This is a genomic window from Pandoraea horticolens (assembly GCF_902459555.1).
GTDB lineage: Bacteria > Pseudomonadota > Gammaproteobacteria > Burkholderiales > Burkholderiaceae > Pandoraea > Pandoraea horticolens.
This window is the reverse complement of the sequence record NZ_CABPSM010000015.1, coordinates 1-13,540: the sequence shown is the minus strand read 5'-3', so window position 1 is coordinate 13,540 and position 13,540 is coordinate 1. Positions and strand designations below refer to the sequence as shown.

Sequence of the window (13,540 nt, the reverse complement as noted above, 5' to 3'; positions counted from 1 at the left end):
CCCACGTCCCGTGTATGGCCGCACTCAGCCGCAGGCAACACTGCCCCAGAATGCAAAAAGACCGGCGAGAAGCCGGTCTTTCTGAAATGACAGCACTTTCGCCTGCCAGGGCGTCCGTTTAGACGGTCGCCGGGGTGTTGCTGGGTTTGAGCGGCGGATTGCCACCCGACGCGCCACCGTTCGTCGAACCGCTCTTAGGAGGACGCGGCGGACGACCGTCCATGATGTCGCCAATCTGTTCGCCGTCGATCGTTTCCCACTCCATCAGGGCTTGGGTCATCGCTTCGACCTTGTCGCGGTTGTCTTCCAGCAGCTTCCTGGCCAACGCATATTGCTCGTCCAGAATGCGGCGAACTTCGCCGTCGACCTTCTGCTGCGTGGCTTCCGACACCGACTTCGACGACATCCGGCCGAATACCGAATCCTGCTCCGTGTCGACATATACCATCGGGCCCAGAGCATCCGACATACCGTAGCGGGTCACCATGTCGCGTGCGAGCTTGGTGGCGCGCTCGAAGTCGTTCGAAGCGCCTGTCGACATCTTGTTGATGAACACTTCCTCTGCCGCACGACCACCAAACAGGATGGCGATCTGCGTGAGCATCGTGTCGCGATACTCCGAGTACTTGTCGTGTTCCGGCAACTGCATCGTCAGGCCCAGTGCCCAACCACGCGGGATGATCGTCACCTTGTGCACCGGATCGGCCTCCGGCAACAGCATGGCCACCACTGCGTGGCCCGACTCGTGATACGCCGTCGCACGGCGTTCCTCGTCGCGCATCACGGCCGACTTGCGCTCCGGACCCATGAAGATCTTGTCCTTGGCGTCTTCGAAGTCGAGCATTTCGACGATGCGCTTGTTACGGCGCGCCGCGAACAACGCAGCTTCGTTCACCAGGTTCGCGAGATCCGCACCCGACATACCCGGCGTACCGCGTGCGATGACCGATGCATCGACGTCGTTGGAGATCGGCACCTTGCGCAGGTGCACCTTCAGAATCTGCTCACGGCCGCGGATGTCCGGCAGACCGACGTAGACCTGACGGTCGAAACGGCCCGGGCGCAGCAGCGCCTTGTCGAGCACGTCCGAACGGTTGGTCGCGGCGATCACGATCACACCCGAGTTGGCTTCGAAGCCGTCCATCTCGACGAGCATCTGGTTCAGCGTCTGTTCACGCTCGTCGTTACCGCCGCCCATGCCGGCGCCGCGATGGCGGCCGACCGCGTCGATTTCGTCGATGAACACGATACAGGGCGATTGCTTCTTCGCGTTTTCGAACATGTCGCGAACACGGGCAGCCCCGACGCCGACGAACATTTCCACGAAGTCCGAGCCCGAGATGCTGAAGAACGGCACCTTGGCTTCGCCGGCGATAGCACGCGCCAGCAACGTCTTACCGGTTCCCGGCGGGCCGACAAGCAGCACACCGCGCGGAATACGGCCGCCCAGCTTCTGGAATTTCTGAGGATCTTTCAGGAAGTCGACCAGTTCGCCGACTTCGTACTTGGCTTCGTCGCAGCCGGCGACATCGGCAAAGGTGACCGGATTGGCATTTTCATCGATGAGACGCGCGCGGGATTTACCGAAGGAGAAGGCACCGCCCTTACCCCCGCCCTGCATCTGTCGCATCATGTAGAACCAGAAGCCGATGATCAGCAGCGTGGGTCCGAGGTAATAGAGAGCGGACATGAGCACGTTCGGTTCGTCGTCGGCCTTACCCGAGACCTGAACGCCGTACTTCATGAGATCGCCCACCATCCAGATGTCGCCGGGCGACACGATGGTGTATTTTTGGCCGTCGCTAGGCGTCACCTGAAGGCTGCGCCCCTGCACCACCACGTTCTTGATCTTGCCGTTCTTGGCATCGTCCATGAACTGGGAGTACGTCACACCCTCCTGGACGTGCGGCTTGTCGAACTGTTTAAAAACAGTAAACAAGACCAGCGCGATGACTAACCACACCGCCGCTTTGGAAAACATATTATTGTTCAAAGCGTTGCTCCTTCATGAAATCGCTTCGCGCCAAGAATTCATTCTAATCCACTCGCAGGCGCACCGCCATAGTGATTCTTTACCGCCACCATAGCGCCAGTGCGCCGGTTTGACGGGCATCAACCCGGATTTTTTAGACCCCGACCGAGAATGAACGTTTCGGAAGATTTGTCCCGTGACGCCTTGGGCTTACGTGGCGCCACCGTTTTGAACTGGTGTTTGAACTTTTCGACAATCTGACTATAGCCGCTGCCGTGAAAACATTTGACCAATAATGCCCCTTCCGGTTTCAAGTGTCGTTGAGCAAAATCCAGCGCGAGATCACACAAATGCTCGATTCGCGCCGCATCGGCCGACGCCACTCCGGACAAGTTGGGGGCCATATCGGAAACTACAAGGTCAACTTTGCGTCCCGCCACGATTTCTTCCAACTGCTCGAGCACGCTGTCCTCGCGGAAGTCGCCTTGCAGGAAGTGGACGTCGGCAATCGGCTCCATCGGCAGAATATCCAGCGCGATGATGGTGCCGTCGATGCCCCCCTCGACCCGCTTGCCACCCGCGAGCTTGTTGCGCGCGTACTGACTCCAGCTACCGGGGGTCGACCCGAGGTCGACAATGACCTGGCCCGGCTTGATCAGCCTGTCCTGCTCGTCGATCTCTTTGAGTTTGTACGCTGCGCGGGCCCGATAGCCTTCACGCTGCGCCATTTTGACGTAGGGATCGTTGATGTGATCGTGCAGCCACGCGTGGCTGAAACGGTTTTTTGCCATAATTCTTCAAAAACGCTGCGAATTTGCAGGATAATACGCCCTTGCGCGCCCAAAATCCGTTAGCCAGCCAGCAATCGCTGCAGGCGTTCCGGCCACCGCTTGCGGGCGCATCCTAACTCGTTTGTCTCGTCTGTCTTCTATGCCCGCTTTGACCCTGACCCCGGCGCAACGCGCCGACTTGCGCTCCGCCGCCCATGCGCTGAATCCTGTCGTTCTGATCGGCGCCGACGGCTTGACGCCGGCGGTGCTCAAGGAAATCGACGGTGCCCTCAAGGCCCACGAACTGATCAAGGTGCGTGTGTTCGGCGACGAACGCGACGCGCGCGTGGCCATCTACGAATCCATCTGCGACCAACTCGGTGCAGCACCGGTGCAACACATCGGCAAGCTGCTTGTCCTGTACCGCCCCACGCCGGACGAAAAGGAAGTGCCGGTTCGCGGCAGAACTGGCGGCACTGGCGCAACGGTCAAGGGCCGTGCTCCGCGTACTGTCACGGTCGTCAAGAGCAGCACCAACGCCGGACGTCGCCCCACAGTCAAGAAAGTCACCGTCGCAGGCAACGAGCGCATGACCGCTGGTGGTATCGTCAAGCGCGCCAAAAAGCGCCAGACCAGCGTCAAGCGCCAGCGCAACGACTAAGCGGACGGTGGCGGATCAAGCACTTTCCGCCAGCCCTCGAAAAGACGCGCCCGAACATCGTCGGGCGCGTTTTTTATTGGGTGTCGCGATGGGCGGCAAGCCGTGAAGCTAACGCCGTCGCGCGCCCTGCGGCATTTAGCCGCGCACCGGCTGACGCCAGATCAGCGCGATACCAAGCAGGCTTTGCAGCAAATAAATTCCACTGGAAATGCCGTGGAGCATGCCGAAGCGCGCAGCAAAGGGCGACTGACCGATCTCGACACCGGACGCCTGCGCCTGTGCACGCAGATCCGCCATAAATGGCTGCAAGCCAAACCAACTGACCAGCACGCAGACCATCATCGCCACCGCCAGCCAGCGCAGGCTGCGATAGCAGCGCGCAGCGCGGGCATCGCTCGTGCGGGCGATAAGTGCCGTTGCGAGCCAGACCAGCAGCACTCCGCAGACCAGGCTCAGCCAGGCTTGCGTGTGAAACAGCCGGCCCGCGACCGTGCCAGCCACCGTGCGAGACTCCAGCACGGCGAAGAGCGTGGGCGCAACGATATAGCCGATGGCCCACTGACTACCGCACCAGACGGTCGCGATCAGGCGGAAAAGCCGTTCGAGCCGCGGCGCGCCGCCGGCTGACGTCACGTCAGACGTAGCGGACATCGATGATCTCGTACTCACGCACCCCGCTCGGGGCCTGCACTTCGGCTACGTCGCCTGCGTACTTACCGATGAGCGCACGCGCGATCGGCGAACTCACCGAAATCTTGCCGTGCTCCAGATCGGCTTCATCGTCGCCCACGATCTGATACTGCACCGTGCCGCCGTTCTCGAGGTCTTCGAGTTCGACCGTGGCGGCAAACACCACGCGACCTTCGGCATCGAGTGCCGACGGATCGATGATTTGGGCCGCCGAGAGCTTCGATTCGAGATCGGCGATACGCCCCTCGATAAAACCCTGTTTCTCCTTCGCGGCGTCGTACTCCGCGTTTTCCGACAGATCACCCTGCGCACGGGCTTCAGCAATCGCAGTGATCACGTTCGGACGTTCGACGGACTTCAGGCGGTGCAGCTCTTCCTTGAGCAGCTCCGCGCCCCGTTTGGTCAGAGGAATGGTACTCATGCGCGTTGTTCCGAAAGACAAAAAAATTGCCGCAGCAAAGCCGCATTCGCACTTTTCGCGAACGCCGCTTGACCGCGGCTGTGACACCTATGTGGCGTTAGTGTAGCAGAGTTGCCGGCGCTGCCAACCCGAGGGCTGGCCACGCGGCATTCCGCCACAGATGAAGCGTTGGGGCGCCCCCGACGGAGATCGGTTCCCCGGCGTGCGCGCCACTCATTTTGAGACTTCGCCCAGGGTGGCGAACCACACCCGGGCATATTCCCCGCTTACCCGCCTCGGGCGGCGGACTTTCAGGCCGGCAGCGAAGCGTGCAGGCCCTGGAGATCGTACACCTCGAGGTTCTGCAGATACTTCAGGCCTTCCACGGCTGCACGGGCACCCGAGATCGTCGTGTAATACGTGACCTTGTGTGCTTGTGCCGACATACGGATCGAGCGCGAATCGGCAATTGCCGTGCGGGTCTCGTCCACCGTGGTGAACACGAGCGCGATCTCGCCATTCTTGATCATGTCGACAATGTGAGGACGACCGTCCTTCACCTTATTGACCACGCGCACCGGGATGCCGGCCGCTTCGATCGCTGCCGCCGTGCCGCGCGTGGCCACAATCGGGTAGCCCAGCGCGTGCAGCATGCGAGCGACTTCGACTGCACGCGGTTTGTCGGCATCCTTGACCGTGAGCAGCACCGTGCCCGAGGCCGGCAGGCGCGAGCCAGCGGCCAGTTGCGACTTGAAGAGCGCCTCACCGAACGTGCGGCCAACCCCCATCACCTCACCCGTCGAGCGCATTTCCGGTCCAAGCACCGGGTCGACGCCCGGGAACTTCACGAACGGGAACACGGCTTCCTTGACGCTGAAGTACGGCGGCGTCACTTCGCTCGTCACACCTTGCGACTTGAGCGACTGGCCAACCATTGCGCGAGCGGCGATCTTCGCCAGTTGGCGGCCGGTCGCCTTCGAGACGTACGGCACCGTGCGCGACGCGCGCGGGTTCACTTCCAGCACATAGATCGTGTCGACGCCGTTGCCCTGTTGAATCGCGAACTGCACGTTCATCAGACCCACCACATTGAGCGCACGGGCCATCGCGGCTGTCTGACGCTTGAGTTCGGCAATCGTCTCGGCCGACAGCGAGTAAGGCGGCAGCGAACAAGCCGAGTCGCCCGAGTGGACGCCTGCCTGTTCGATGTGCTCCATCACGCCGCCGATGTAGACATCCGTGCCGTCCGAGATGCAGTCGACGTCGCACTCGATGGCATCGTCGAGGAAGCGGTCGAGCAGCACCGGGCTGTCGTTGCTCACCTTGACGGCTTCGCGCATGTAGCGCTCGAGGTCGCGCGGTTCGTGGACGATTTCCATGGCACGGCCACCCAGCACGTACGACGGACGCACGACCAGCGGATACCCGATTTCGGCGGCAAGCTTCAGCGCCTGGTCTTCGGCACGGGCCGTACGGTTCGGCGGCTGACGCAGACCGAGATCATGCAGCAGCTTCTGGAAGCGCTCGCGGTCTTCGGCGGCGTCGATCATGTCGGGACTGGTGCCGACGATGGGCACACCGTTCGCTTCGAGATCGAGGGCGAGCTTGAGCGGGGTCTGACCACCGTATTGCACGATCACGCCGACCGGCTTTTCGAGGTCGACGATTTCCAGCACGTCTTCCAGCGTCACAGGCTCGAAGTACAGACGATCCGACGTGTCGTAGTCTGTCGACACCGTTTCCGGGTTGCAGTTGACCATGATCGTCTCGTACCCGTCGTCACGCAGCGCGAGGGCCGCGTGCACGCAGCAGTAATCGAACTCGATACCCTGACCGATACGGTTCGGGCCGCCACCCAGCACCATGACCTTCTTCTTGTTGGTCGGCTGGGCTTCGCACTCTTCCTCATAGGTCGAGTACATATAGGCGGTGTTGGTCGAGAACTCTGCGGCGCAGGTGTCCACACGCTTATAGACCGGGCGCACCTTCTGTGCGATACGGGCGCGGCGCACGGCGGTCTGGTCGGTACCGAGCAGCTTGGCCAGACGGCGATCCGAGAAGCCGCTCTGCTTGAGGAAGCGCAGCTCGCCGGTCGTCAGGCTTTCCAGTGTGCGGCCTGCCAGAGCCTGTTCCTTCTTGACGATGGCTTCGAGCTGGGCGAGGAACCATGGGTCGATGGCCGTCTCGGCGTACACCTCGTCGAGGCTCATCCCCAGGCGGAACGCATCGCCCACGTACCAGATACGGTCCGGGCCCGGCTCGCCGATTTCGGCAACGATCTCGTCGCGGTCGGTCGACTTTTCGTCCAGACCATCCACGCCGACTTCCAGACCGCGCATGGCCTTCTGGAACGATTCCTGGAACGTGCGGCCCATGGCCATCACTTCGCCGACCGACTTCATCTGCGTCGTCAGGCGGGCATCGGCTTCGCGGAATTTCTCGAAGGCGAAGCGCGGCACCTTGGTCACGACATAGTCGATGGTCGGCTCGAACGAGGCCGGCGTGGCTCCCCCGGTGATCTCGTTGCGCAGTTCGTCGAGCGTGTAGCCGATCGCCAGCTTGGCGGCGATCTTCGCGATCGGAAAGCCGGTCGCCTTCGAGGCGAGGGCCGACGAGCGCGACACACGCGGGTTCATTTCGATGACGACCATACGGCCGTCCTTCGGGTTGATCGAGAACTGGACGTTCGAGCCGCCCGTCTCCACGCCGATTTCGCGCAACACTGCCAGCGATGCGTTGCGCAGCAGTTGGTATTCCTTGTCGGTCAGCGTCTGGGCCGGTGCGACGGTGATCGAATCACCGGTGTGCACCCCCATCGGGTCGAGGTTTTCGATCGAGCAAACGATGATGCAATTATCGGCGCGATCGCGCACGACTTCCATCTCGTATTCCTTCCAGCCCAACAGCGACTCTTCGATGAGCAATTCGCGCGTGGGCGAGAGGTCGAGGCCGCGCTTGCAGATCTCTTCGAATTCTTCACGGTTGTAGGCAATGCCGCCGCCCGAGCCGCCGAGCGTGAACGACGGGCGGATCACCATCGGGTAGCCGCTACCGCCGATTTCAGCCGTGATCTGGGCCTGCACGGCGAGGGCGTCTTCCATCGAGTGGGCGATGCCCGACTTGGCCGAACCGAGACCGATCTTGGTCATCGCGTCCTTGAACTTCAGACGGTCTTCGGCTTTGTCGATGGCTTCCGGCGATGCGCCGATCAGTTCCACCTTGTACTTGTCGAGCACGCCGTGGCGATGCAGGTCGAGCGCGCAATTGAGCGCGGTCTGGCCCCCCATCGTCGGCAGGATGGCATCCGGGCGTTCCTTGGCGATGATGCGCTCGACGACTTCCCATGTAATCGGTTCGATGTAGGTCACATCGGCCGTGTCCGGGTCGGTCATGATCGTGGCAGGGTTGCTGTTGATCAGGATGACCTTGTAGCCTTCCTCGCGCAGTGCCTTGCAGGCTTGTGCGCCGGAATAATCGAACTCGCATGCCTGACCGATGATGATCGGGCCGGCACCGATGATGAGGATGCTCTTGATGTCTGTGCGCTTTGGCATAACGTTCTCAACAAAAATTTAACTCAGCGTCGCGGTCGCGAGCTTCACACCGAAGCCGACGAACAGCGCGCCCACGCCGCCGGTTGCCCCGGCGCTCAACCGGCGGCGTTGCCGGAAGTGCTCGGCCAGGCGGTAACCGGCCAGGATCAGCGTGCTCAGATACAGGAAACTGCAGGTCTGCACGATCACACCCAGCACCGCAAACGACACGGCGGGGTAGGCGTAGCCCGGATCGACGAACTGGATGAAAAACGACACGCAGAACAGGATTGCCTTCGGGTTCAGCAGGCTGATGAACAGTGCGCGCTTGAACGGGTGGTCTGCATCCACCGGCTTGGGCGCCACAACGGCTGCGCCCTCATTGGCCCGCGCGGCTCGCGCGTAGGCGAGCGCGCCGCGCAGCATGTTCAAGCCCATCCAGCACAGGTAGGCCGCACCGAGGTACTTCACCACGAAGAACAGCGCCGGCTGCGTGTGCAGCAGCGACGCCACGCCAGCGGCCGCCAGCGTCATGAGGATGGTGTCGCCGAGGAACACGCCGCACGCCCCTGCGTAACCGTGACGAACACCGCGCTGGGCTGCCACCGACAGCACGTAGAGCGAGTTCGGTCCCGGCAGCAGAATGACCACCACCACTCCGGCCAGATAGGTCCAGAGGTTGACGATGCCGATCGAGTTTCCGAGCATGATGCGCGCGTCCTTATCTTTATCCGAGTCTCGTCGAGCCTGTGCTTACGCGGGCTGCTTGGCGTCGACCATCGACTGCACGAAGCGGTCGAACAGATAGCCGATGTCATGCGGGCCCGGCGAGGCTTCCGGGTGGCCCTGGAAGCAGAATGCCGGGCGATCCGTCAACTCGAAGCCTTGCAGCGTGCCGTCGAACAGCGAGACGTGCGAGACGCGCGCGTTGGCCGGCAGGCTGTTCGCGTCCACGGCAAAGCCGTGGTTTTGCGAGGTGATTACCACACGGCCGGTCGCGAGATCCTTGACCGGGTGGTTGGCGCCGTGGTGACCGGTCTTCATCTTGAGCGTCTTGGCACCGACGGCCAGCCCCATGATCTGGTGGCCGAGGCAGATACCGAAGGTCGGGATGCGGCGCTCGAGGAACGTCTTCGTGGCGGCGATGGCGTAATCGCACGGCTCGGGGTCGCCGGGGCCGTTCGAGAGGAACACACCGTCCGGGTTCAAGGCGAACACGTCGTCGGCCGAGCTTTGGGCGGGCAGCACAGTGACCTTGCAGCCACGTTCGGCGAGCATGCGCAGAATGTTGCGTTTGACGCCGTAGTCGAGGGCAACCACGTGGAATTTCGGGTCTTTCTGCTCACCGTAGCCTTCACCCAGACGCCATTCCGTTTCCGTCCACGAATACTTCTGCGTGGTCGAGACGACCTTGGCGAGGTCCATACCGGCGAGTCCCGGGAAGGATTGGGCGAGTGCGATGGCCTTGCCTTCATCGGCTTCTTCGCCTGCGAGGATGCAGCCGTTCTGAGCGCCCTTCTCGCGCAGAATACGGGTCAGACGGCGCGTATCGATGCCGGAGATGGCAACGACGCCTTCATCCTTCAGGTATTGCGACAGCGTCTTGTTGGCTCGGAAATTCGAGTCGAGGATCGGCAGATCCTTGATGATCAGGCCTGCGGCATGGACTTTCGTGGCTTCGACGTCTTCACCGTTGACGCCCGTGTTGCCGATGTGCGGATACGTCAGCGTGACGATCTGACGCGCATAGCTGGGGTCGGTGAGGATTTCCTGATAGCCGGTGATGGCCGTGTTGAACACAACTTCACCGATGGTGTGACCGGCAGCGCCGATGGCGTACCCACGAAAGACCGTGCCGTCAGCGAGCGCGAGAATGGCGGGTGGGAATGACGGCAGCACGGGAAACTCCTGAAGGGTTCACCCCGGCTGCCAGCCCCATCGTCCGTCGCGATGACATCAGCGCGGGCACCGGAATTGCGCGGAATATGCGCACAGCGGATGCTCGGGCTGCGGACGAGATGTCAGGCGGGTAGGCGCTAGGGTGAGGGTTAAATGACTAAAACCTTCAAAGTATAGCGCAAATCCCATTCATCTCAAAGCTGAACGTGTGGCGCATCAGTACGCTCTGCGTTCTCCCTGAGGGTGAGACCGCCGGCTGACGAATACGCAGAGGGGATAGGGAAATGAATGCCCGCCCGCTGGGCCGCCAGCACGATATGGCGCTCCATTGCGGCCCCTGCGGCGGCGCCGTCGCGGCGTCGCAGGGCGTCGAGGATCTCCAGATGTTCATGATAGGTGGAAAGCACCAGTTCGCGTTGATAGAACGGCAGACGTTGGCTTTCCATGACGATTTCCGTGCTGCCGCGCAGGATATCGGCAATGGCGGCGTTCCCCGCGAGTCCCACGATGCGCAGGTGAAACGCGAAGTCGAGTTGCGCGGCGGTGTCGACGTCACCGTCAATTAGCGCCCCCTTCATCGTTTCGACGTTGTCTGTGAGCCATTCAATTTCGCTGGCGCTGGCGGCATGGGCGGCGAGCCGGGCAGCGAAGCCTTCGAGTGCATAGCGTAGTTGATACGTGTCGGCGAGCGAGATCTGGTCGGCGAACCGCCAGGCAACGCCCCTGCGTGCAGAAGCGTCGTTCACGTAGACACCTTTACCGGGGCGGATGGCCACCATGCCGAGCGCTTCGAGCGTCGAGAGGGCTTCGCGCAGCGACGCGCGGCTGATGGCCAGTTCCTCCGCGAGTTGGCGCTGCGAAGGAAGCATAGCGCCGGCCGGATAGACCTGACGTTCAATGCGTTCGCGGATAGTGGCGACGGCGGCGTCGGTTACGGCATGCGCCGAATGCTTCATGAGGCCTCACAGAAAATGCGGGGATACGTATGGCGCATTGTACGACGCCAAATATCTCCTCACGCGCTCCGGCCGCCGTTGCGCGGAGCATATCGCCGCGCTCGACGAAGCGACCGTGGAGAATCGCCCCGCCATAGGGAATCCCCTCAGAAGCCGCGTCTTGACCGGACTATATTGGTTTTCTAATATTCCCCATAACACCACTGGTCAGACCGGTATGACTTGTTTAGAAGCCTTGCTGGTGTTAGCGGGTGCCGAGCGCGCCACGGTGATGTTGCGGTACAGAAATCAGCCCCCCCGAGAGCAGTCCGTCCGACATAGAGATCGCGAAATCCTAGAGAGTGATTTGCGCAGGCAGAGGAGACAAACCATGCCCAAGCTGTTCCGTTCGTTGTTTGGCCGAGTTGTCATTGCGTTGATAGTGGGTGTGGCGCTTGGCATTTGGTTTCCGCAGTTGGGAGAGTCGTTACGTCCGTTGGGCGATGGCTTTCTGAAGCTGATCAAGATGGTCATTGGACCGATCGTCTTCTGTGTGGTTGTGAGTGGCATGGCGAGCGCGGGTGATTTGCGCAAAGTCGGCCGAGTGGGAATCAAGGCGGTCGTGTACTTCGAGATCATCACCACCTTCGCGTTGGTCATCGGTGCTGTGCTGGCATGGGTGACACGGCCGGGCGAGGGGATGAACATCGACATTCGCAGTCTCGATCCGGGCGCGATGGCGGCGTACACCGAGAATGCGAAGGGGTTGAAAGACACCGCCGGCTTCTTGTTGAAGATCATTCCCAACACCATTACCGACGCCTTTGCCAAGGGCGACATTTTGCAGATCCTCGTCTTCTCGGTCATGTTCGGCTGTGCGTTGGCGGCCCTTGGCGAGCGGGGCCGTCCGGTGGCTCGATTCATTGAAGACCTGAGTCATGTCTTCTTCCGCGTGATGGCATTCATCATCCGGCTTGCGCCGCTGGGCGTATTGGGCGCGGTGGCGTTCACCACGGGCAAATACGGTGCGTCGTCGCTCAAGCAACTGGGCTTGTTAGTGCTCGTGTTCTACGTGAGTTGTTTCGTCTTCGTCACCGTAGTGTTGGGGGGCGTATTGCGTCTAGCGGGCTTCAACATCTTCAAGTTCATCAAATACTTCCGCGAAGAGTTGTCCATCGTGCTGGGCACGGCGTCGTCCGACGCCGTACTGCCCGCGATCATGCGCAAGCTCGAGTGGATGGGCATCAAGAAGTCGACGGTGGGCCTGGTCGTGCCGACGGGGTATTCCTTCAACCTCGACGGCTTCTCCATCTACCTGACGCTTGCGGTCATCTTCATTGCGCAGGCGACCAACACACCGTTGTCCATGCACGACCTGATCCTTGTGGTGCTCGTATCGTTGCTCACGTCCAAGGGAGCGCATGGCATTCCGGGGTCGGCCATCGTGATTCTGGCGGCGACGCTCGCGGCCATCCCGGCGATTCCCGTCATTGGCTTGGTTCTGATCTTGCCGGTCGACTGGTTCGTTGGCATTGCGCGGGCCATTACCAACCTGCTGGGCAACTGCGTGGCGACGCTCGTTGTAGCGGCATGGGAAAAAGACGTTGACTTTGCGAGAGCGCACAAAGTGCTCGATGGCGCCCTGCCCTACGAGCCGATTGCAGCGTCGTCGGAAGACGACGCAGAGGGCAGCGCCCCGACCAATGCTGCGGTGACGCCATAAACATCACGGCGTAAGCCGAGAATGAAATCGAACGAACTTTCTGCCGACGCGAGACGTCGGCACCTTTATCTGGAGTGAAAAGCAAGATGGCCCTCGTTCCGCAAGATCCGAACGCACCGGAATTCGTGCGCCGTTACGTCAATCTGGCCGATCCACGCCTGGGTGCGCAGGCATTGGAGGCCAGCGACGAATTCTTCGCGGCCAAAGAGCGCATGCTCAATCCCGAGCCGGCCGTTTTCATCCCCGGCAAATACGATGACAACGGCAAGTGGATGGATGGTTGGGAGACGCGTCGCAAGCGCGTGAACGGGTACGACTGGTGCGTGGTCAAGCTCGCGCGTCCGGGCGTGTTGTTCGGCGTCGATCTGGACACCAGCCACTTCACCGGCAACTTTCCGCCGGCGGCGTCGCTCGAGGGCTGCTACAGTCAGGATGGTGCGCCGGGCGAGGCAGCCGAATGGTTCGAGCTGCTCGCCTCGAGTACGTTACAGGGCAACTCGCATCACTACCACGCGATCGCCAATCAGCGTGCGGCGACCCATGTGCGAGTGAATCTGTACCCTGACGGCGGTCTGGCGCGACTGCGCCTGTACGGCTTGCCGCAGAGCGATTGGGCGGGGCGTTCGCGTGATGAGTTGATCGACCTGATTGCGATGGAGAACGGTGGTTACGTGGTGGCGGTGAACAACCAGCACTTTGGGTTGGCGTCGAGCCTGCTGATGCCGGGCCGTGGCGTGAACATGGGGGATGGGTGGGAGACGCGGCGGCGTCGAGAGCCGGGCAACGACTGGGCGATCATTGCGTTGGCGCAGCCGGGCGAGATTAGCAAGATCGAAGTCGACACGGCGCACTTCAAGGGTAACTTCCCGGATCGCTGCTCCATTCAGGCGGCGTATGTGACGGGGGGCACCGAGCAGTCGTTGATTACGCAATCGATGTTCTGGCCGGTGTTGTTGC

11 protein-coding genes are annotated in these 13,540 nt (G+C 61.6%); 3 read left to right on the top strand and 8 right to left on the bottom strand.

Going from position 1 to position 13,540, the window contains the following annotated elements; genetic code table 11:
* Positions 1-118: 118 nt before the first annotated feature.
* Positions 119-1,993: an ATP-dependent zinc metalloprotease FtsH gene (gene ftsH, locus PHO31112_RS20785; RefSeq protein WP_150622645.1), complete on the bottom strand. Its 1,875-nt coding sequence runs from the start codon at positions 1,991-1,993 to the stop codon at positions 119-121.
* A gap of 119 nt (positions 1,994-2,112) precedes the next feature.
* Entirely contained in the window at positions 2,113-2,763 is a 651-nt protein-coding gene (locus PHO31112_RS20780) for an RlmE family RNA methyltransferase (RefSeq protein WP_010805272.1), read from the bottom strand.
* Positions 2,764-2,902: 139 nt separating this feature from the next.
* Between PHO31112_RS20780 and yhbY the strand changes: the two genes are divergently transcribed.
* Positions 2,903-3,403, top strand: coding sequence for a ribosome assembly RNA-binding protein YhbY (gene yhbY / locus PHO31112_RS20775; protein WP_150622643.1), 501 nt, complete (start codon positions 2,903-2,905; stop codon positions 3,401-3,403).
* Positions 3,404-3,538: 135 nt separating this feature from the next.
* On the opposite strand, the gene PHO31112_RS20770 is transcribed toward yhbY, so the two are convergent.
* The 6 genes from PHO31112_RS20770 to PHO31112_RS20745 form a co-directional block, all read right to left on the bottom strand.
* On the bottom strand, positions 3,539-4,054 hold the full coding sequence (locus PHO31112_RS20770; protein WP_150622641.1) for a DUF4149 domain-containing protein: 516 nt from the start codon (positions 4,052-4,054) through the stop codon (positions 3,539-3,541).
* Positions 4,038-4,514, bottom strand: a complete 477-nt coding sequence (gene greA / locus PHO31112_RS20765; RefSeq protein WP_039368936.1) for a transcription elongation factor GreA — start codon at positions 4,512-4,514, stop codon at positions 4,038-4,040. The genes PHO31112_RS20770 and greA overlap by 17 nt, the downstream gene beginning before the upstream one ends.
* 290 nt (positions 4,515-4,804) lie before the next feature.
* Positions 4,805-8,047 (bottom strand): carbamoyl-phosphate synthase large subunit, encoded by a 3,243-nt coding sequence (gene carB / locus PHO31112_RS20760; RefSeq protein WP_150622639.1) that lies wholly within the window; start codon positions 8,045-8,047, stop codon positions 4,805-4,807.
* A gap of 18 nt (positions 8,048-8,065) precedes the next feature.
* Entirely contained in the window at positions 8,066-8,734 is a 669-nt protein-coding gene (gene leuE / locus PHO31112_RS20755) for a leucine efflux protein LeuE (RefSeq protein ID WP_150622637.1), read from the bottom strand.
* A 45-nt stretch (positions 8,735-8,779) separates the two neighbouring features.
* The gene (carA, locus tag PHO31112_RS20750) at positions 8,780-9,925 is read right to left on the bottom strand and encodes a glutamine-hydrolyzing carbamoyl-phosphate synthase small subunit (RefSeq protein ID WP_150622636.1); all 1,146 of its coding nucleotides are present in this window, start codon (positions 9,923-9,925) and stop codon (positions 8,780-8,782) included.
* Between the two features lie 194 nt (positions 9,926-10,119).
* Positions 10,120-10,881: a FadR/GntR family transcriptional regulator gene (locus PHO31112_RS20745; protein ID WP_150622634.1), complete on the bottom strand. Its 762-nt coding sequence runs from the start codon at positions 10,879-10,881 to the stop codon at positions 10,120-10,122.
* A gap of 370 nt (positions 10,882-11,251) precedes the next feature.
* Between PHO31112_RS20745 and PHO31112_RS20740 the strand changes: the two genes are divergently transcribed.
* Positions 11,252-12,583: a C4-dicarboxylate transporter DctA gene (locus tag PHO31112_RS20740; protein ID WP_150622632.1), complete on the top strand. Its 1,332-nt coding sequence runs from the start codon at positions 11,252-11,254 to the stop codon at positions 12,581-12,583.
* Between the two features lie 86 nt (positions 12,584-12,669).
* The coding region (gene alc, locus PHO31112_RS20735) for an allantoicase (protein WP_150622629.1) at positions 12,670-13,540 on the top strand (871 nt) is incomplete at its 3' end.

Bases quoted from the DNA above. Each gene is read 5' to 3' on its own strand.
- PHO31112_RS20780 (WP_010805272.1), bottom strand. From the start codon at position 2,763: ATGGCAAAAAACCGTTTCAGCCACGCGTGGCTGCACGATCACATCAAC.
- yhbY (WP_150622643.1), top strand. From the start codon at position 2,903: ATGCCCGCTTTGACCCTGACCCCGGCGCAACGCGCCGACTTGCGCTCC.
- PHO31112_RS20770 (WP_150622641.1), bottom strand. From the start codon at position 4,054: ATGTCCGCTACGTCTGACGTGACGTCAGCCGGCGGCGCGCCGCGGCTC.
- greA (WP_039368936.1), bottom strand. From the start codon at position 4,514: ATGAGTACCATTCCTCTGACCAAACGGGGCGCGGAGCTGCTCAAGGAA.
- carB (WP_150622639.1), bottom strand. From the start codon at position 8,047: ATGCCAAAGCGCACAGACATCAAGAGCATCCTCATCATCGGTGCCGGC.
- leuE (WP_150622637.1), bottom strand. From the start codon at position 8,734: ATGCTCGGAAACTCGATCGGCATCGTCAACCTCTGGACCTATCTGGCC.
- PHO31112_RS20745 (WP_150622634.1), bottom strand. From the start codon at position 10,881: ATGAAGCATTCGGCGCATGCCGTAACCGACGCCGCCGTCGCCACTATC.
- PHO31112_RS20740 (WP_150622632.1), top strand. From the start codon at position 11,252: ATGCCCAAGCTGTTCCGTTCGTTGTTTGGCCGAGTTGTCATTGCGTTG.